At 69.5% G+C, this 19149-nt stretch carries 16 protein-coding genes and 1 tRNA gene; 8 read left to right on the forward strand and 9 right to left on the reverse strand.

Going from position 1 to position 19149, the window contains the following annotated elements:
• Positions 1-64: 64 nt before the first annotated feature.
• From HMPREF3086_RS19225 to mfd, 4 genes are all read right to left on the reverse strand, one after another.
• Complete coding sequence (locus tag HMPREF3086_RS19225; RefSeq protein ID WP_007631220.1) at positions 65-196, reverse strand: putative transporter small subunit; 132 nt, start codon at positions 194-196, stop codon at positions 65-67.
• An 18-nt stretch (positions 197-214) separates the two neighbouring features.
• Entirely contained in the window at positions 215-1990 is a 1776-nt protein-coding gene (locus tag HMPREF3086_RS02170) for a sodium:solute symporter family protein (RefSeq protein ID WP_210401820.1), read from the reverse strand.
• Positions 1991-2479: 489 nt separating this feature from the next.
• On the reverse strand, positions 2480-3265 hold the full coding sequence (locus HMPREF3086_RS02175) for a MazG nucleotide pyrophosphohydrolase domain-containing protein (protein ID WP_246830859.1): 786 nt from the start codon (positions 3263-3265) through the stop codon (positions 2480-2482).
• A 200-nt stretch (positions 3266-3465) separates the two neighbouring features.
• Positions 3466-7134, reverse strand: a complete 3669-nt coding sequence (gene mfd / locus HMPREF3086_RS02180; RefSeq protein ID WP_070719936.1) for a transcription-repair coupling factor — start codon at positions 7132-7134, stop codon at positions 3466-3468.
• A gap of 155 nt (positions 7135-7289) precedes the next feature.
• Between mfd and HMPREF3086_RS02185 the strand changes: the two genes are divergently transcribed.
• Complete coding sequence (locus HMPREF3086_RS02185; RefSeq protein WP_070719937.1) at positions 7290-7937, forward strand: vitamin K epoxide reductase family protein; 648 nt, start codon at positions 7290-7292, stop codon at positions 7935-7937.
• A 195-nt stretch (positions 7938-8132) separates the two neighbouring features.
• The gene (locus HMPREF3086_RS02190; RefSeq protein ID WP_070719939.1) at positions 8133-8702 is read left to right on the forward strand and encodes an HdeD family acid-resistance protein; all 570 of its coding nucleotides are present in this window, start codon (positions 8133-8135) and stop codon (positions 8700-8702) included.
• Between the two features lie 198 nt (positions 8703-8900).
• Here the strand turns inward: HMPREF3086_RS02190 and HMPREF3086_RS02195 are convergent, their stop codons facing one another.
• A complete protein-coding gene (locus HMPREF3086_RS02195; protein WP_061229823.1) occupies positions 8901-9572 on the reverse strand; it encodes a TetR/AcrR family transcriptional regulator in 672 nt (223 codons plus the stop codon).
• Positions 9573-9792: 220 nt separating this feature from the next.
• Between HMPREF3086_RS02195 and HMPREF3086_RS02200 the strand changes: the two genes are divergently transcribed.
• Positions 9793-9864 (forward strand) — tRNA-Gln (locus HMPREF3086_RS02200).
• Positions 9865-9977: 113 nt separating this feature from the next.
• On the opposite strand, the gene HMPREF3086_RS02205 is transcribed toward HMPREF3086_RS02200, so the two are convergent.
• The 3 genes from HMPREF3086_RS02205 to HMPREF3086_RS02210 form a co-directional block, all read right to left on the reverse strand.
• Positions 9978-10670 (reverse strand): hypothetical protein, encoded by a 693-nt coding sequence (locus tag HMPREF3086_RS02205; protein WP_070719941.1) that lies wholly within the window; start codon positions 10668-10670, stop codon positions 9978-9980.
• Between the two features lie 318 nt (positions 10671-10988).
• Positions 10989-11159, reverse strand: a complete 171-nt coding sequence (locus HMPREF3086_RS18820) for a hypothetical protein (protein ID WP_156482616.1) — start codon at positions 11157-11159, stop codon at positions 10989-10991.
• Positions 11156-12961, reverse strand: a complete 1806-nt coding sequence (locus HMPREF3086_RS02210) for a thiamine pyrophosphate-requiring protein (protein ID WP_070719943.1) — start codon at positions 12959-12961, stop codon at positions 11156-11158. Before HMPREF3086_RS02210 ends, HMPREF3086_RS18820 begins: the two co-directional genes overlap by 4 nt.
• 134 nt (positions 12962-13095) lie before the next feature.
• Between HMPREF3086_RS02210 and HMPREF3086_RS02215 the strand changes: the two genes are divergently transcribed.
• Positions 13096-13710 carry a flavodoxin family protein gene (locus HMPREF3086_RS02215; RefSeq protein WP_070719945.1) on the forward strand — a complete coding sequence of 205 codons (615 nt, stop codon included), beginning with the start codon at positions 13096-13098 and terminating at the stop codon, positions 13708-13710.
• 18 nt (positions 13711-13728) lie between these two features.
• Here HMPREF3086_RS02215 and HMPREF3086_RS02220 read toward each other — a convergent pair whose 3' ends face one another.
• The gene (locus tag HMPREF3086_RS02220; RefSeq protein WP_070719954.1) at positions 13729-15012 is read right to left on the reverse strand and encodes an MFS transporter; all 1284 of its coding nucleotides are present in this window, start codon (positions 15010-15012) and stop codon (positions 13729-13731) included.
• 158 nt (positions 15013-15170) lie between these two features.
• On the opposite strand from HMPREF3086_RS02220, the gene glmU reads away from it, so the two are divergent.
• From glmU to HMPREF3086_RS02240, 4 genes are all read left to right on the forward strand, one after another.
• Positions 15171-16652 (forward strand): bifunctional UDP-N-acetylglucosamine diphosphorylase/glucosamine-1-phosphate N-acetyltransferase GlmU, encoded by a 1482-nt coding sequence (gene glmU / locus HMPREF3086_RS02225; protein ID WP_070719946.1) that lies wholly within the window; start codon positions 15171-15173, stop codon positions 16650-16652.
• Positions 16649-17626 (forward strand): ribose-phosphate diphosphokinase, encoded by a 978-nt coding sequence (locus tag HMPREF3086_RS02230; protein ID WP_007630089.1) that lies wholly within the window; start codon positions 16649-16651, stop codon positions 17624-17626. Before glmU ends, HMPREF3086_RS02230 begins: the two co-directional genes overlap by 4 nt.
• Before the next feature lie 8 nt (positions 17627-17634).
• Positions 17635-17976: an arsenate reductase (glutaredoxin) gene (gene arsC / locus HMPREF3086_RS02235; protein WP_070719949.1), complete on the forward strand. Its 342-nt coding sequence runs from the start codon at positions 17635-17637 to the stop codon at positions 17974-17976.
• A 257-nt stretch (positions 17977-18233) separates the two neighbouring features.
• Positions 18234-18860 carry a 50S ribosomal protein L25/general stress protein Ctc gene (locus tag HMPREF3086_RS02240; protein ID WP_070719950.1) on the forward strand — a complete coding sequence of 209 codons (627 nt, stop codon included), beginning with the start codon at positions 18234-18236 and terminating at the stop codon, positions 18858-18860.
• Positions 18861-19149: the final 289 nt, after the last annotated feature.

Below are 19149 nucleotides of genomic sequence, written 5' to 3' on the forward strand. Positions count from 1 at the left end.
CCCGGTCGGCGACTGCCGACCGGGGGCCGTGGTCTCGCGGGCGCTCGCCTCGCGTGCGCTGGCGTTAAATGATCGGGGCGCCTTCCCTCTTGGCCTCCGCGGCCTCCTTGACGAAGCCCCGCACGATGACCGCCAGGGTGCCCGCCACCAAGACGGGCCAGATGAGCACATAGATCGTCAGCAAGATCGGTGACATGAGTGGTCGTCCTCCTTCTCAGACCCGAACGAGGTCGTCGTCGTCGTTGTCGTCGTCATCGCGTCGGCGACGGTCCCTACCGGCGGTGACCACCTCGGACTCGTCGTCGACGTCGGCGGTCTCCGTCGCGTCGGCCTCCGCCTCGAGCATCTCGGCGACCTCCTCGGTGTCGTAGTCGGCGGTGTCGCGCGCGATCGTGGCGAAGTCGAAGTTCGTCGAGCTACGGAACGACATGCCCGCACACACCAGCGTGCTCACCGCGTACGCCACCAGCGAGGCGGTCAGCGTGTCGTAGTCGCGCAGGAAGCCGAAGATGAACGGCGCACTGGCCAGCGCACCGACCGCGCCGACGATGAACGCCACCCGCAACCCGAGGAAGCCGAAGACCATCAAGCCCAGCACCACCGCCACGCCGACCACGGCCAGCGCCTCGGTCACGATCGGCAGGGCGCCCGTGTCCGGGACGAGCCCGAAGCGCGTCGGCAGGAACGCCGCCAGCGCCACGATCACCGACACGGTGAACGCGGAGTTGGTGACCTTCTTCCAGTAGAAGCTCGCGATCACCGGGAAGACCAGCGCGCCCCACAGCGCACCCACGAACACCAGCAGATCGAGGATGTTGAACCGCATGTTGGCGAAGAACAGGGCTGCGACCGTCGCCAGGATCATCGTCACCCGGCCGATCGTCAGCATCATCCGCGGATTGGGGATCTGACCGCGGCTGCGCATGCTCTGGCCGTACATGTCCGTCATCGCGATCGAGGACATGGCCGCCAGGTCCGAGTCCGCAGTCGACGACAGCGACCCGATGATCATGATGAAGAACAGCGCGACCAGCACGCCCGGCAGGTACTCCGCCGCGACCTGCGGGAGCAGGTTGTTGGGATCGCCCTCCACCGGCTGGATGCCCGCGTAGAGCCCGAGCACACCGATCATGCCGATGCCGATGATCGTGGCACCGTAGCCGATCGTCGCCGTGATGAACGTCGGCTTGATGAGATCCTCACGCACCGCGAACAGCCGCTGCGCGATGGTCTGGTTACCGATCGCGTACGCCAGCACCGCCGCGATGTACGGCGCGCCCTGGTTGAGGAACGCCTCCGACGAGAAGAACGACTGCTGCTGCTGCGTGAGGTTCTGGGCGCCGGTCTCGAAGAGCTCCGTGCCGCCGAGGAAGAAGAACATCGCCGGCACGATGATGACCACCGCGCCCAACATCGCCAGCACCTGCGCGAAGTCCGTCAGCACCGAGGCGCGGAAGCCCGACCATAGCGTGTACAGCAACACACCGGCGGCGATGACGATCACGCCCTGGATGAAGCTGAACGGACTCAGCATGGAGATCAGTGCGCCACCGGCGATGAAGTTCGACGTCAACGAGATGACGGAACCGAGGATGTTGGATCCGGCCAGCATGAGCTGCGAGGACCGGCCGTGGCGAGCGAACATGACCTCCGCGAGCGTGTGAGCCTGCGGGGCGACCTTCCGGATGCGGCGGCCGAAGGGGTAGATGAACAGGATCATCAGGGCACCCCAGAGCCCGTAGTGGATCGGGCCCGACACGCCGTAGAGGTAGCCCGAGTTCACCGAGGCGTACATGGACGACGCCCAGATCCACGTGGCGGTCATCGACGCCGCCGAGATCCCGAAGCCGATCTTGTGACCGGCCGTCATGTAGTTGTCCGCGTTCTCGTCCTTGCGCGCGATCCGCATGGACATGACCATCGTCCCGCCATAGAACAGCAGCAGAAGGAGAACGACAGCAGTAGCGCTCAGCGCAGTATATTCCAGCAAATTTCTCTGCCCTTTCGCTCTTCACTTATCTGACCAACGTGACGAGCATAGTGAAGTTGGGAGGAAACTGAGAATCCACGGTTGTCGGAGCGTCCAACGAGCGGCCCGCTCGACCCACGAATCGGGCCCGAAAATCGGCCGGCCGATGGAGGAAAAGTCCAAAGTGAGCGCGGCGCTCAGGTTTCGCTTCGGACGCGTGTCAGTCGAGCGCACAGGCTCACACTCTTGCGCCGAGGCGCAAAAAACACCGCCCATAGGCTGGGCGCATGCCGCACACGTGACCTGGGTCACCGAACGCTAGTCTGCCTAAGCGAGCGTGACCCAAGCCGCGAATGACGCGTAAACATAAGCGCGAGTCCATCTCGCACAGGCACGTGCCGGCGAGTGGCAGGAAAGGCAGCGGCGGCCAGACCCCGTGCAGGGGCGAAGTGACCGGCTTCGACCACTCGGCGCGGGGTGAGCGCCGCGAGGTGCCGGCGTCGGAACGCCTCAGTCAGGCCAGGCCGCGCGCCAGTCGGCGTCCGTGGCGTCGACGGCGGGCACCGGGAGCCGCGACTCCGCGGCCCGGACAGTGGCCGCGAACCGCCGGACCGCCTGTCGGTACTCCACCTCCGCCGAGCCGGAAGCACCGGCGGCGGAGTCACGCGCGTCGGCGGCGTCGGCGGCGTCGGTGTTGACGCCGCCCGCGCCAGTGGGCGCGTCTCGGAACAGGCCGGTGGAGTCGATGTGCACGACCCGCATCCCGGCGGGCACCAGGTCGTCGGGAATGCCCGCCGAGCGGGCGCGGGCCAAGACCTTCTGCCCCAGCGCCAACGCCGGCATGTCCCACGAGATGCCCTCGACGACGCCGCGTGGCGGGCGGCCCGCGCGCTCGGCGACCTTGGCCTGTTGCCACAGGCGGTCCTGCTCGTCCGCGTCCAGGGCCGCTGCGGACGGGACGCGGGCGCTGGCTTCGTCGTCGTCGGCTCCGGTCGTTGTGAGGGCGGCGTCGGCGGCGGCGTCGTCGTCGAACCAGTACGGCGCGCGGCGACGGAGCTTGTCGAGCAACGCGCCCGCGACGTCCTGGATGTCGAAGGGCGCGTCCGCGCGCTCGGCCCCGATCGCCGCGTGGAACAGCACCTGCAGCAACAGGTCACCGAGCTCGGAGACGAGCTCGTCGCGGTCGCCGTCGGCCACCGCGTCGACCAGCTCCCACGACTCCTCGATCAGGTACGGCAGGAGCGAGGCGTGGGTCTGGGCGGACTCCCACCGGCCGTGGCGGCGGATGCGGGCCATCACGGCGACGGCCTCGGACAGGCGGTCGCCTCCCCCATCCGCGCGGTCGGCCGCCCCGTCGCCGACCGTCGTCGAGAAGACAGTTTCGCCCGCGTCGGCCGAGTGGCCGTGTGCGAAACCGTCTTCTCGATGGTGGCCGCGCGGGGGCGGAGCGGAATCGCGCCCGGAGCCGCCGGCGCCTGCCGCCCCGCCGCCGGAGCTCATCGGGCGGGCGCGGTCTCGGGCTGGATCACCGGGTTCGACCCCTCCGGGTCGCCGGCCATCGCGGTGAGGAAGTCGGCGGCGTACTGCAACATCTCGTCGTCGCGCGCCTTCTCCCCGCCCGCACCGGCGCGGGCCCCGGCGGCCTTGGGCAGCGGCAGGAGCACGGTCTTCTGCGTGGCCCGGTACTGCGCGGCCGGGTACATGCGCTTGAGACGCATCTGCTGCGAGTCCAGCAGGTCGAGCGGGCCCACGCGCAGGCGCGAGCCGGCCAGGACGATCTCGCGCACCTGGTACTTCTGCGCGACGAGCCGCAGCCGCGCCACCGACACCACGCGGCGGGCCTCGACGGGCAGGGGCCCGTACCGGTCGAGCAGCTCCTCCACCACGGCGTCGATATCGCCGGGCTCGCGCGCCTGCGAGAGCTTGCGGTAGGCCTCGAGCCGCAGCCGGTCGCCGTCCACGTAGTCGGGCGGGATGAAGGCGTCGACGGGAAGCTCGATGCGGATCTCGCCGAGCTCCTCCTGCGTCTCGACCTTCTCGCCGTCGGCGATCGCGCGGTAGGCCTCCACCGCCTCGCCGACGAGACGGATGTAGAGGTCGAACCCGACGCCCGCGATGTGGCCCGACTGCTCGGCGCCCAGCACGTTGCCGGCACCGCGCAGCTCGAGGTCCTTCATCGCCACGGCCATGCCCGCGCCGAGGTCGTTGTTCTGCGCGATGGTCGCGAGCCGGTCGTAGGCGGTCTCGGTGAGCGGCTTCTCCGGGTCGTAGAGGAAGTAGGCGTACCCGCGCTCGCGGGACCGGCCCACGCGGCCGCGCAGCTGGTGCATCTGCGACAGTCCCAGCTGGTCGGAGCGGTCCACGATGAGCGTGTTGGCGTTGGAGATGTCCAGGCCGGTCTCGACGATGGTCGTACACACCAGCACGTCGTACTCGCGGTTCCAGAACCCGCCGACGGTCTGCTCGAGCTGCTCCTCCCCCATCTGCCCGTGCGCCACCACGACGCGCGCCTCGGGCACGAGGTCGCGGATCCTCGCGGCGGTGGAGTCGATGGTTCGCACCCGGTTGTGGACGTAGAACACCTGTCCCTCGCGCAGCAGCTCGCGCCGGATGGCGGCGGCCACGTGCTTGTCCGAGTACGCGCCCACGTACGTGAGCACGGGCAGGCGCTCCTCGGGCGGGGTGAGGATCTGGCTCATCTCGCGGATGCCGGCCAGCGACATCTCGAGCGTGCGCGGGATCGGCGTGGCGGACATGGTGAGCACGTCGACGTGGGTGCGCAGGGAGGTGATGTGCTCCTTGTGCTCCACGCCGAAACGCTGCTCCTCGTCCACGATCACCAGGCCGAGGTTCTTCCACCGCACACCCGTGGCGAGCAGGCGGTGGGTACCGATCACCACGTCGACCGTCCCGTCGGCCAGGCCCTTGAGGATCTCCTTGGCCTCGGCGTCCGAGGTGAAGCGGCTGAGCCCCTTGATGGTCACGGGGAAGCCGGTCATGCGCTCGGTGAACGTCGCGAGGTGCTGCTGCGCGAGCAGCGTCGTGGGCACGAGTACGGCGACCTGGGTGCCGTCCTGGACGGCCTTGAACGCGGCGCGCACGGCGACCTCGGTCTTGCCGTAGCCGACGTCGCCCACCACGACGCGGTCCATGGGGGCGGACTTCTCCATGTCCGCCTTGACCTCCTCGATCGCGCTGAGCTGGTCGACGGTCTCGGTGAACGGGAACGCGTCCTCCATCTCGCGCTGCCACGGAGTGTCGGGGCCGAAGGCGCGGCCGGGCGCGGACTGCCGCTTGGCGTAGAGCTGGACGAGCTCGGTGGCGATCTCGCGGACGGCCTTGCGGGCCTTACGCTTGGTGTTCTGCCAGTCGGCACCGCCCATCTTGGACAGCGGCGGTGCCTCGCCGCCGACGTAGCGGCTGAGCTGGCCGAGCGACTCCATCGGCACGTAGAGCCGGTCGCCGGCCGCGCCGCGCTTGCCGGGCGCGTACTCGATCACCAGGTACTCGCGCCGCGAGGAGCCGTCGCCGCCGCGCACCTGCCGCTCGACCATCTCGACGAACCGGCCGATGCCGTGCTGGTCGTGGACGACCAGGTCGCCGGCCTTGAGGGCGAGCGGGTCGACCTGGTTGCGGCGCTTGGAGTGGCGGGCCTTGGGGCGCGCCGTGGAACCGAGTCGGTTGCCGGTGAGGTCGGTTTCGGAGACGACGACGAGGTCGCCGGACGCCCCGTCGGCGCCCCCGGTGAGCGCGAACCCGGCGTGCAGGACCGCCTCGTAGACCGACACGAGTCCGTCGGCGGGCTCGGATCCCGCCTGCGCGGCGGTGGCGGGGACCTCGGCCTCGGACAGGCGTTCCAGGATGCGGGCCACGGTGCCGTGGCCGGGGACCACCATCGCGGCCCGGCCGCCGGCGCCGACGAGCGCGCGCAGCCGCACGAACATGGCCTCCATCTCGGAGTCCTTGCCGCGCGGGGCGGGCGGATCGCCGGCCTCGACGGTCACCACGAGGCCGTCCTCGGGGTCGGTGAGGAATCCGGGCGGGACGAGCTGCCACCAGGCGCGGCCCGCCTCGGTGGCCTCCTCGCGCACGGAGGAGAAGGTCCGGTAGCCCGAGCCGGACAGGTCGAGGGTCTCGCTGTCGACGGGGGCGTCGCCGCCCATGGTCGCGGCGGTCCACGAGGCCTCGAGGAACTCCCGGCCCGCCGAGGCGAGGTCGGCGGCGCGGCGGCGCACCTTGTCGGGGTCGCACACCACGACGCGGGTGTCGTCCGGCATGAGCATCGGCAGGGTGGCCATCTCGCCCGGCACGAGCACGGAGGTCAGGGCCTCCATGCCGTCGCGCGGGATGCCCTCGGCCAACGAGTCCAGGAGCTCGGCCAGCGTCGGGTTGGCGCGGTGCTCGGCGGCCAGCTGACCGGCCCGGGCGCGGACGTCGTCGTCGAGCAGCAGCTCGCGGCACGGGTAGAGGACGACCTGCTCGACCTCGCCGTCGGGCAGCGAGCGCTGGTCGGCGACGGAGAACTCGCGGATCTCGGCGATCTCGTCGCCGTCGAACTCGATGCGCAGCGGGTGGTCGGCCGTGGTCGGGAAGACGTCCACGATGCCGCCGCGCACGGCGATGTCGCCGCGGCGGGCGACCATGTCCTCGCGGGTGTAGGCGAACTCGGCCAGGCGGGCCATGAGTTCGGTCGGGTCGACCTCGTCGCCCCGGGTCAGGCGCACGGGCTCGCGGCGGGCGGCCGCCGGGGAGATGGGCTGCACCACCGATCGCGCCGCCGCGACGATGATCCTCGGCGCCCGTTCGGCCATCACGGCGGACAGCACCTCGAGGCGGCGACCGATCGTGTCGGCCGCCGGCGACAGACGCTCGTGCGGCAACGTCTCCCAGCTCGGGAACTGCGCCACCTCGCCGTCGTACATCCCCGACAGTTCGTCGGCGAGTTCCTCACACTCGCGCTCGGTGGCGGTGACCACCAGCAGCGGCGCGCGCTCGGCCAGCGCGCCCACCAGGAACGGGCGCAGCGACTCCGGCGCGCGCACCACCGCGGCGTCGCGGTCCAGGCCCGCGCGGAGGTCGGCCAGCGCCGGGTTGGAGATGACCGCACCGGCCAGACCGGACAGCGCGGCGGTCGTGGAGGTGACGGCGGGGGCGGTGGAGGTCACGCGTGCGGGTCCTTCAGGGTAGGGGCGACATCGGCAGGCGGGGGTCGGCTGCGCGGCGGGCTCGGGGCGGGCGACCTCGCGCGTCGGGGCGCGACGCACTCTCCCCTGCCAGATGCTCCACTCTAACGGCGCGGGGGCACCGGTAGCCTGTGCGTATGCGCGAGACCACACACGCCGTCGACCCCAGTCCCGCCGCCGGCACGACGGGCGGCGGTTCGCGGGTCTTCACCGACCGGTGGATCGGCGTGCTGCTGGCGATCGGCTCGGCCATCGCGCTGGTCGCGTCGTTCCAGCTCAGCCTGGACAAGATCCGGCTGCTGGAGAACCCGGACTACACGCCCGCGTGCAATTTCTCCATCCTCATGAGCTGCAAGAGCGTCATCAACTCGGAGCAGGGCGCGGCGTTCGGCTTCCCCAACCCGTTCATCGGGCTCGTCGGGTACGGCATCGTGATCGCGATCGGCGTCGCCGCCGCGTCCGGCGTGCGGTTGCCCCGCTGGTACTGGGTGGGCACGCTGCTGGGCCTGACGTTCGCCTCCGGGTTCGTGCACTGGCTGGCGTTCCAGTCCATCTTCTCGATCCAGGTCCTGTGCCCGTGGTGCATGGTCGTGTGGGCCACCACCATCCCCATGTTCTGGTACACGCTGCTGCACGTACTGGCCAAACTCACGGCGGCCCGGTGGGTGCGCACACTGCAGCAGTGGCATCTCGTGCCGGTGGTCGTGTGGTTCCTCGCCGTGGCGGGCGTCATCCTGTGGGCGTTCTGGGACTTCTACTGGGCGGACTTCTTCGCGAACCTCTGATCCGGCGGCCCTCGCCCTGCACCCCGTCGGCGTCGGCGGCCACCTGCAGGCGCTGGCGCGCGCTGCTGGCACCCGCGAACACCGGCGGATACCTACTAGAGTCCAATGCCTCACAGTGGACTGCCGCAAATCCGAAGTGCGGGCATGATCACTAGGCGTACGGGCTGAGAGCCCGCTGACAGAGAGGTGGAAACAATGATCACGTCCCTCACCCGAAATTGGTGGGTCCAGCTGATCCGCGGTGTCCTGGCGCTCGTACTCGGCATCACCGCGCTGATCGCCCCCGGCTCGAGCCTCATGCTCGCGGTGTTCCTCGTGGCGGCGTTCGCGATCGCAGACGGCGCTATGACCATCACCACGGGCCTGGGGCTGCGCGGACACAGCGGCTCGTCGAGCCTGTTCATCGGAGGCGGCGCGCTCTTCATCGTGCTCGGCCTGGTCGTGCTGTTCTGGCCGTCTATCACCGTGACCGCGCTGGTGCTGCTCTTCGCGATCTGGCTGATCGCCTCCGGTGCGCTGCTGGTCTACGGCGCGTCCACCCTCCGGACCGTCGTCGCCAACGCGTGGATCATGGGTGCGGTCGGCGTTGTGATCGCCGTGGTGGGACTCGGCCTGGCGCTGTTCGGGCCGTCGACCATCGAGAATTTCCTGCCGTTCGCCGGTTGGTTCGGCGTGATCGTCGGTTTGATCATGATCGCCGTCTCGTTCCGTCTACGCAGTGATGCCGCCAAGCTCTCGAGCGCCCCGGTGGCCGACGAGGTCTGATTCTCGGACCGACCGTTCAGGCAGGCCGTGACTGCCGAACCTGCTGACACGAATGCCCCCGCTGCCCGCTATTCGAGGGCCGCGGGGGCTTCGTTCTTTCCGGCGGGCCCTGTTCTTCTCGGCCGGTGCCTCGCAGAGGGTGGCGGACTCACCGGGGACCTCACGTGCGCTCACGGGCCCGCGTCACTTACGGTGCGCTCAGGGCCGAGCCGGCCCCGGGCGCAGATCGCGCCCGGCCGAGTCGCCGGCCGGATGACTGCGGCTGGAGTACTTCGCCATGACACCTGACTCGAGCGACGGCGCGGGATCGAGGTGCGACAGGCCGTTGAAGCAGAGATTGACGATATGCGCGGCCACCTCCTCCTTGGGCGGAGTGCGCTCATCAAGCCACCATTGCGCGGTGCCGGAGACCATGCCGACCAGGGCCTGGGCATAGACGTTCGTGGTGACCGGGTCGAACCCGCGGGCCACGAACTCCTCCTCGAGGATGTAGGTGACACTGGCCGTGGCATCGTTGAGCAGCGTCGAGTACGAGCCACCGTTGTTCAGCGACGAATCACGCACCAGGATCCGGAACCCGTCGGTGCGCTCCTCCACGTAGCGAAGCAGCGCCATCGCGGCGCGCTCGATGCGGCGGCGCGACCCCTCGCCCTCCAACGCCTCGGTGATCTCGGCACCCAGATAGGCCAGCTCGCGGTCACACACCACCGCGTACAGGCCCTCCTTGCCGCCGAAGTGCTCGTAGACGACCGGCTTGGACACGCCTGCGACCGACGCGATCTCCTCGACAGTGGCCGCGTCGTAACCGTACTCGGCGAAAATCCGGCGGCCCACCTCGACCAACTGCTGCCGGCGTTTCGCCGCTGACATCCTGGTACGCGGCGCCGGCGTCATTTCCGACTGACCTGTCATGTGGTGTCGCCTCCCTCGACGGAAAAGCCTAGTCGGAGCATTGAACGCGGCCGACCGATCAGGGGTCGGACTCCCCCGTGTGGGCTGCTAGCGGCCAGGCCACCCATCCGGGAACAGGTAGGCGACAGTGGGGCCGTGCTCGTATGCCAGACTGGGGAGTGGCCCGCGCGCGGGCCGTTCCCCCGTGGTGTAATTGGCAACACTCCTGATTTTGGTTCAGGCATTTCAGGTTCGAGTCCTGGCGGGGGAGCTCGAGCACTCCCGACCTTCGCCGCGCACGTGAAGGTGCCGCGGGTCGCGCGGAGGATGACTCCTGGAAGCCAGCGCGTTGTCGGACGCGGACCTTCTCATCAGTCCAGCCGACTAGTTGCCGCCCAATGCTCCATCCTCAAAGAGGGACGACCCGCACAGACGGTCGCCCTCGAAACCCATCTCTTGACGCCACGCCATGTCCGAGCAGTTCGATTCCAGGTATCGACTCTCGGCTGCACCCGGCTGATTGGCACAGAACTCGGTGTTCTGGATCGTCCCGTCTGACATGCGAGACGGCCCGGGGGTCCCGAACAGGCACTCGACGACCGTCGGCGCCGCCGTTGTCGGTACAGCGGCCGCTGTCGGCGCAGTAGGTTCGTCGTCGGCTGGTGGCGCCGGGGCGTCTGTTGCTATCTCGATGTCGCTCAGATTCAACACGAAGACTTCGGTAATCGGCCCGCCACCAGTCGGAGCGTTGATCAGCAGCTCGGATTCAGGGTCGACGTCGTCTTTGATCCAGACGACTCCTCGATACTTGTCACCGGTCTGGACGTTCACGGCGTCGAGCTCGTCAATATCGCCGCAACTCCGCGAGATCGTCCGCTCCTTCTCGATGTAGCCGTCGCGCGTGCGTTCGCGGATCGTGCCCGTATTAAGTACTTCCCGAGTCCCGTCGCCGGACTTCACGTCTACATCGACCTGAATGGCAACAGAGTCGTCCGGTGCCCCACTGCAGGCCCCGGGAACGAATACTCGCTCGATCGTGACGTCAGCGGTGTAACTCGGCCCGCTGATGGTGAACACCTCCCCGAGAGCGATAGGTACTTCAGCGGGCCCAGCCGGAGCCGAACTCGAGGTGATCGGCGTGGGCAGCGCTTCGGATTCCGAGTCGGATTGAGCGGAACATCCGGCAAGAACCAGGACGGCCGCCGCCGCAGCGAAAAGAGCAGAGCGCATATCGGACCTTTCATGGGTGCGCCAGATGTTAGGCAGAGGCACACGCTCGCTGAGCATTTTCGCGTATCCGCGATGTACTCAGAGAACGGACCGCGATGGGTGTCGCAGCGCTCCTACTCCCCCGCGGTGGGATGAACACGTAGCCGCTGCCCAGTCGGCCTCCGCCTAGAAGATGCCGCCGAAGATCCCCACCGCCAGAACCAGCAGCAGGATCGCCACCACTGCCAGCACCGTCAGCGCGGGCTGGCGCGAGCGGCGCGGCCTGCGCTCCACCTCGGCATCGGGCCGGAACGCCGGGTCGTTGTCGGGTCGGCCTGGTCCGTTCATCCCCGTCACGTGAACCGCTCCTCCTCCATCCGTGCGTACGTCTCCAGCAGCTCGAGGGCGTGCTCGCCTGCGGCGCCCTCGGCCTGCAGGCCGGTGCGCATCGACTCGAGCATCTCGCGGCCGTGCGGGAACGGCGGCAGCAGCGGGACGTCCGGATCGGTGATCGCGTCGATGACCGTGGGCCGGTCCGCGGAGAACGCCTCCTCCAGCGCCGGCACCAGCTGGTCGGGCTCCTCGACCCGGATCCCCCGCAGGCCGAGCAGCTCGGCGTAGGCGGCCATGTCGAACTCCGGCACCTCCTGGGAGCGCGCGAACCGCGGCTGCGACTCGCTCTCCCGCTGCTCCCAGCTCACCTCGGCCAGATCGCGATTGCTGAGCACCACGATCACCATGGTCGGGTCCTCCCAGGCGGGCCACGCCTCGGCCACGGTGATCAGCTCGTTAATCCCGATCATCTGTACTGCGCCGTCGCCGGCCAGCACGGCCACCGGCTTGGCGGGTGCGGCGGCCTTGGCGGCGATCGCGTACGGGATGCCGCAGCCCATCGAGGCCAGCGTCGACGACAGGTGCGCGGGCACGGAGGTGGGCAGATCCATCTGCCGCACGTAGTGATAGACACTGCTGCCCACGTCCACGGCGAGGCGCGCGTCGTGCGGTATGTGGTCGGCCAGCCGCCGAGCGACCAGCTCGGGATTGAGCCCGCGCGCGGGCACCTCGGAGCGCTCGCGGGAGATCTCCCGCCACTGCCGCACCCATGTCTCGACGTCGCCACGCCAGGCGGAGCGGTCCTTCTCCGCCACCCGCCCGAGCAGCTCACGCAGCGCGTGCGCGGCATCGCCGACCAGGCCCACCTCGATCGGATACCGGTTCGCCAGGTGTACCGGGTCCAGGTCGATCTGCACGGCCCGCGCCTGCCCGGGCTTCGGGTAGAACTCCGTCCAGGGGTCGTTCGATCCGACTATCAGGAGGGTGTCGCAGTTCTGGAGGATGCGCGCGCTCGCCGTCGTCCCCAGATGCCCCATGGTCCCACCCACCAACGGTGACGACTCGTCGACGTACGGCTTACCCAACAGGCTCATCGTCACGCCGGCGCCCAGGCGGTCGGCCAACTCCATGAGCTCGGCCTGTGCCCCGGCCGCACCGCGCCCGGCGAGGATCGCGATCCGCTCCCCCGCGTCGAGCACGTCCACCGCGCGCGCCACATCGTCGTCACGAGGCGTGGTGACCCCGTGGGTCCACTCGGGAGCGGTGACCACCACCCCGTGCTCCTGGTCGAGGTCGTCCCCCAACTCCGGCGCGGGTGCGTTCTGCACGTCGTGCGGGAGGATTACCACCACCGGCGTGCGGTGCGTGAGCGCGGAACGGAATGCCCGGTCGAGCACGAACGGCACCTGCTCGGCCGACGCGACGGTCTGCATGTACGGCCCTGCGACGTCGGAGAAGACGTCACCGAGGTTGATCTCCTGCTGATAGCCGGAGCCGAGCACGCTGGTGTGCTGCTGCGCGACCAGGGCCACCACCGGCACGCTGTCGAGTTTGGCGTCGTACAGGCCGTTGATGAGGTGCATCGCGCCCGGACCCTGGGTGGAGGTCACCACGCCGACGGCGCCCGAGTACTTGGCGTCGGCCACCGCCATGAACGCCGCGGACTCCTCGTGCCGCGCGCGCCCGAACGCCGGGGCGATGTCGGAACGGCGCAACGCGCCGAGCAGGGGGTTGTTGCCGTCCCCGGCGTATCCGTAGATCCGTTCGACGTCCCAGGCCACCAGTCGTTCGACGACGAGGTCGGCCACCGTCCTGTCCGTGCTCATACGCGTGTCCTCTCCACTCGTCGGTCCGTGAGTGGCCCCCACCGTAGGGGTCGCCTCCGACACGCTCCACCGGTCTGGTAGCGGACCCGCGACAGCGGTTGTCCGGCGGGCGGGGTGGGTCTACCGTGCGCGGCATGGACACGGACCTGAAAGCCCTTGCACTGGTGTGCTCGCTCAAGGCCTCTCCCGCCGAGTCGAGCAGTGACCTCATCGCCCGGCAGATCCTCGACGAGTTGGCCGGTCACGGCGTGACCGGTGAGACCGTCCGCGTCGCCGACTACGATGTGCGCCCGGGTGTCGACGACGACATGGGCGACGGCGACCAGTGGCCCGCCATCCTCGAGAAGATCAGGGCCGCCGACATCCTGGTTTTCTCCACACCCACCTGGGTCGGCCACATGTCGAGCATCGCGCAGCGCGTGCTGGAGCGTCTGGACGCGCAGCTGTCCGCCACCGACGACGACGGCCGGCCGGCGATGTTCGGCAAGGTCGCCGTGGTCTCGGTGGTGGGCAACGAGGACGGCGCGCACAAGATCATCGCCGACACGTTCCAGGGACTCAACGACATCGGGTTCACGATCCCCGCCCAGGGCGGCACCTACTGGAACCACGAGGCGATGAACCCCAAGGACTACAAGGACCTCGACGAGACACCCTCCGCCGTGGCGTCGACCATCACCACGCTCTCGTCGAACGCGGTGCATCTCGCACGGTTCCTCAAGGCAGCGCAGTACCCGGCGGTCGGGTAGCCGACGCGGCGCGCCCGCTCAGCCCTTCGCGCCCCGTTCGACCGCGCTGCGGACGGTGTATCGCAGGAACGCCGGGAACGCGACCGCGCAGATCACCACGCCGATCACGACGAGCACGCCGCCACCGGCCGCCGCGACCGCGGTTCCCACCGACGCCGCCGCCACGCCGTGGGCGACGTCGCCGATCCGCGGCCCGCCGGCCACCACGACGATGAACACGCCCTGCAGGCGACCACGCATCTCGTCGGTGGCCGACTCAAGCAAGATGGCCTGACGGAACGCGGCCGAGACCATGTCCACCGCACCGCCGAACGCCAGCGCCGCGAGCGCCAACCACAGCCACCAGGCCGAGCCCTCGGGTGAGGCCGCACCGACGAACACGCCGAACGCGACCATCGCCAGGCCCCACAGCGCCACGCACACCAGCACCGCCAGGCCCTGCCGTCGCACACGCGGGATCCAGCCGGAGAACACACCGCCCAGCACGGCGCCGACGCTCATCGCGGCGAACAACAGCCCGAGCGCGGTCCCGCCGGTCGCGGGGTCACCGAAGGACTCGGTGGCGATCTGCGGGAAGAGCGCCCGCGGCATGCCGAAGACCATGGCGATGATGTCCACGAGGAATGAGGCCAACAGGATGCGGCGGGTGGCCAGGTAGGCGAACCCGTCGATCACCGACCGCAGCCCCACCGAGGGGCGCTCCCCCGACACCTGCTGGGGTGGGAGCCGGTAGACGGCGTACAGCGTCGCCAGCAGCGCCACCGAGTCCAGGAGATACAGCGACTCCAGCCCGAGCACCGGGATGAGGATGCCCGCCGAGAGCGGCCCGACGATCGCGCCGAACTGCATGACGGTCATGTTGAGCGCGGAGGCCGAGGCCAACTGATCGGACGGGACGAGCTTCGGGATGATCGCCGACCGGGTGGGCTGGTTCACCGCGAAGAACGCCTGCTGCACGGCGAGCAGCCCCATCACCAGCCACACGTTCTGGTTCCCGGCGGCGGCCTGCAGCCAGAACAGCGCGGCGGTCGCGATGAGGCCGGTGGTGGTGATCATGAGCAGCGTGCGCCGGTCGAACGCATCGGCCAACGCCCCGCCCCACAGGCCGAACACGATGAGCGGCACGAACGCGAACACGCCGGTGAGGCCGACATAGGCGGAGTTGCGGGTGATCTCGAAAACCTGTTGCGGCACCGCGACTATGGACAGCTGCGCGCCGATGACCGTGACGATGTTGGCGAGCCACAGTCTGCGGAAGTCCGGCTGCCTCAACGGCCGGGTATCGGCGAGCTGGCGCCTCAGAACTGACACCCGGGGCAGGCTACTCGGCCGCGAGACGGTCCGGATCGTCGGAGTGACCCTCTATCCTCGGACGCGAACGTCCAACACCGTCGGTAGTTGCGCAGATGTTGCGCAGCCGCCCATCCCCCACACGGCGCTGCCACGCCCGAGGAGACTTGATGACGACACCGCAGACCGATCGCGCCCAGACCGCGGTCATCGTCCTGGCCGCCGGCTCCGGCACCAGGATGAAGAGCGCCACCCCCAAGATGCTGCACCGCGTGTGCGGGCGGACCATGCTCGGTCACGCCCTGCACGCCGCGGCGGGGATCGAGCCGGACGCGATCGTCGTGGTGGTGGGTCACCAACGCGAGCAGGTCTCCGCCGCGGTGGCGGAGCTGTCGGCCGACCTCGGGGTGCCCGTGTCGACGGCCGTCCAGGAGGAGCAGAGGGGCACTGGTGACGCGGTCGTGGCCGGCATGTCCGGGCTGCCCGCCGACTTCTCCGGCACCGTCCTCGTGACCACCTCCGACATCCCACTGCTGGACAGCGAGACGTTGCGCGAGGTGGTGAGCCGCCACGACATGAGGCCACGGGCGGCGGTCACCGTCCTGACGTCGACGGCGCCCGACCCCACGGGGTACGGCCGCATCGTGAGAAACGACGACGGCGAGGTGCTCAGGATCGTCGAGCACAAGGACGCCTCGGAGGACGAGAAGGCGATCAACGAGGTCAACTCGGGCATCTACGCGTTCGACGCGCAGGTCCTGCGGGACAAGCTCGGGCAGCTGAGCACCGACAACTCGCAGGGCGAGCTGTACCTCACCGACGTCATCCAGCTGGCCCGGCAGGCCAACGGACTCATCCGCGGACACCGCGTCGAGGACGCGGACCTCGTGGCGGGCGTCAACGACCGTGTGCAGCTGGCCGCGCTGGCCGGTGAGATGAACCGCCGTCTGTGCGAGTCGGCCATGCGCGCCGGGGCGACCATCGTCGACCCGTCCAGCACGTGGCTCGACGTGGGCGTGGAGATCGGACGGGACGTGACGATCCTGCCCGGCACGCACCTGGCGGGCGCGACCGTCGTCCACGACGGCGCGACCATCGGCCCCGATACCACCCTGCAGGACACGACCGTCGGCGAGGGTGCCACGGTCGTGCGTTCACATGCGGTGAGCGCCACAGTCGGGGCTGGCGCCGAGGTCGGCCCGTTCGCGTATCTGCGGCCCGCCGCGGACCTCGGTGCGAACAGCAAGATCGGTACGTTCGTCGAGGTCAAGAAGTCGACGATCGGCGCCAACACCAAGGTGCCGCACCTGACCTATGTGGGGGACGCGACCATCGGTGAGCACACCAACATCGGGGCGTCGAGCGTGTTCGTCAATTACGACGGGGTGAACAAGAACCGTACAGTGATCGGCGATCACTGCCGCACCGGTTCGGACACCATGTTCGTCGCACCGGTGACCGTCGGAGACGGGGCCTATTCGGGCGCGGGTACCGTGATCAAGGACGACGTCCCGCCGGGCGCCCTCGCGGTGTCCGGAGGACGGCAGAGGAACATCGACGACTGGGTGATCAAGAACCGGCCGGATTCCGGCTCGGCAGAGGCCGCCCGTCGTGCCCGGAACGACTCCCAGAAGGACGGACTCACGCAGTGAGCGAGTGGATCGACAACCAGAAGAACCTGATGTTTTTCGCGGGGCGCGCGCACCCCGAGCTCTCCGATCAGGTCGCCGCAGAGCTGGGGGTCGAGGTCACCCCGCAGACTGCCCGGGACTTCGCCAACGGCGAGATCTTCGTCCGCTTCGAACAGTCGGTCCGCGGCTGCGACGCGTTCGTGCTCCAGAGCGCCCCGGCCCCGCTGAACAAGTGGATCATGGAGCAGCTCATCATGATCGACGCGCTCAAGCGCGGCTCCGCCAAGCGGATCACGGCGGTCCTGCCGTTCTACCCGTACGCGCGCCAGGACAAGAAGCACCGCGGGCGTGAGCCGATCTCGGCCCGCCTCATCGCCGACCTGCTCAAGGCCGCCGGCGCCGACCGCATCATCACGGTCGACCTGCACACCGACCAGATCCAGGGCTTCTTCGACGGTCCGGTCGACCACATGCACGCCCAGGGGCAGCTGTCGGACTACGTGCGTCAGCACTACGGGACCGACAACATCGTCGTGGTCTCTCCCGACGCCGGCCGCGTCAAGGTGGGCGAGAAGTGGGCCGACGCCCTCGACGGCGCCCCGCTGGCGTTCGTCCACAAGACCCGCGATCCCAACGTGCCCAACCAGGTCAAGTCCAACCGCGTCGTCGGTGACGTCGAGGGCAAGACCTGCGTGCTCATGGACGACATGATCGACACCGGCGGCACCATCGCCGGCGCGGTCAAGGTCCTCAAGGACGCCGGTGCGGGCGACGTCATCATCGCCACCACGCACGGCATCTTCTCCGACCCGGCCGCCGAGCGCCTCGCCTCCTGCGGCGCCAAGGAGGTCATCACCACCGACACGCTGCCGATCCCGCCGGAGAAGCGCTTCGAGAACCTCACCGTGCTGTCCATCGCGCCGCTGCTGGCCCGGACCATCCACGAGGTCTTCGAGAACGGCTCGGTGACCAGCCTGTTCAACGGTTCCGCGTAGGGGCGACCATGGACGCGACGATCTACCACAACCCCCGCTGCTCCAAGTCGCGGCAGGCTCTCGAGCTGCTGCGGGAGCGGGGCGTGGAGCCGACGATCATCAAGTACCTCGACACCCCGCCGACGGTCGAGGAACTGCGCACGCTCATCGCGGACGCCGGGCTCACGGTGCGGCAGGCCGTCCGCGTCAAGGAGGCGGAGTTCACCGAGCTCGGCCTGATCGACGCCTCGGATGACGAGCTCCTCGCCGCGATGGTCGCCCACCCGCGGTTGATCGAGCGGCCCTTCGTCGTCACCGACAAGGGCACCCGCCTCGCGCGTCCCACCGCGGAGGTCGAGGACATCCTCTGACGCGTCCCCGCCGGCGCCCCGCGAGCACCCGGACCCGCCGTTCCCTTTCGAGGGGGCGGCGGGTCTCGCGCGCTCCGGGCTCGCGGAGTGTGAGCCCCGCCCGATTTGGGGCACGCCCCGGGCGACGCTAGGCTGGTCGGGTCATCTCGGCGAGGGAGGACCCCTACGGGTCGCTCCGTTATCGACGCGATCACCTCGGGCTCCCGCCTCGGGTGCGCTTCGCGCCGGGCCGGAAATACCCACACAGAGGTCATCGCATGTCTGAGAACAAGATCACCGCCGCCGTCCGGACCGAGTTCGGCAAGGGCGCCTCCCGCCGCGCGCGCCGCGACTTCAAGGTCCCCGCGGTGCTGTACGGCCACAACACCGAGCCCCGCCACCTGCTGCTGGGCGCGCTGGAGTTCGCCGCCATCCTGCGCCACAACGGCACCAACGCCCTGCTGACCCTTGACATCGAGGGCGAGGAGCAGCTGGCTCTGCCCAAGCAGATCGACGTGCACCCGCTGACCCGCGTCATCGAGCACACCGACCTCATCGTCGTGAAGAAGGGCGAGAAGGTCGTCGTCGAGATCGCCGTGCTGGTCACCGGCGAGGCCGCCCCCGGCACCCTCGTCACCACCGACGCCGACGTCATCGAGGTCGAGGTCGAGGCGACCGACATCCCCGAGGACTTCGAGATCTCCGTCGCGGGCGTCGAGGCCGGCACCCAGATCACCGCCGCCGACGTCACCCTGCCCGCCGGCGCCACCCTGATCTCCGACCCGGAGACGCTGCTGGTCAACGTGATCGAGGCTCCGTCGGGCGCCGATCTCGAGGCCGACGAGGAGTCCGCCCCCCAGGGCGAGGCCGCCGAGGACGCCGCGAAGGCCGCCGAGGAGGGCTGATCCCCTACCGCCGCGCTGTAGCGGCCAACGGCCACGGGCCCGGAGACGACCAGAGTGTCGTCCCGGGCCCGTTCCGCATTTCCCCACCCGAACATCCGCTCCCCCGCCTGGCGTCTCGCTCCCCCGCCTGGCGTCTCGCTCCCGTGCCTGCACGGCCAAATACACCGCCGCTCCTCACGATGGCGTCCGGCCCGCCCGCCGGTGCGCGCGAGACGCCATGCCGGGGCGCGGCTATGGGGGTCCGGCGGATTCACGCGGGGCGCGGCTGTGGCGGGCCCTGCGGATTCAC

This window comes from Dietzia sp. HMSC21D01, assembly GCF_001815995.1.
GTDB lineage: Bacteria > Actinomycetota > Actinomycetes > Mycobacteriales > Mycobacteriaceae > Dietzia > Dietzia cinnamea.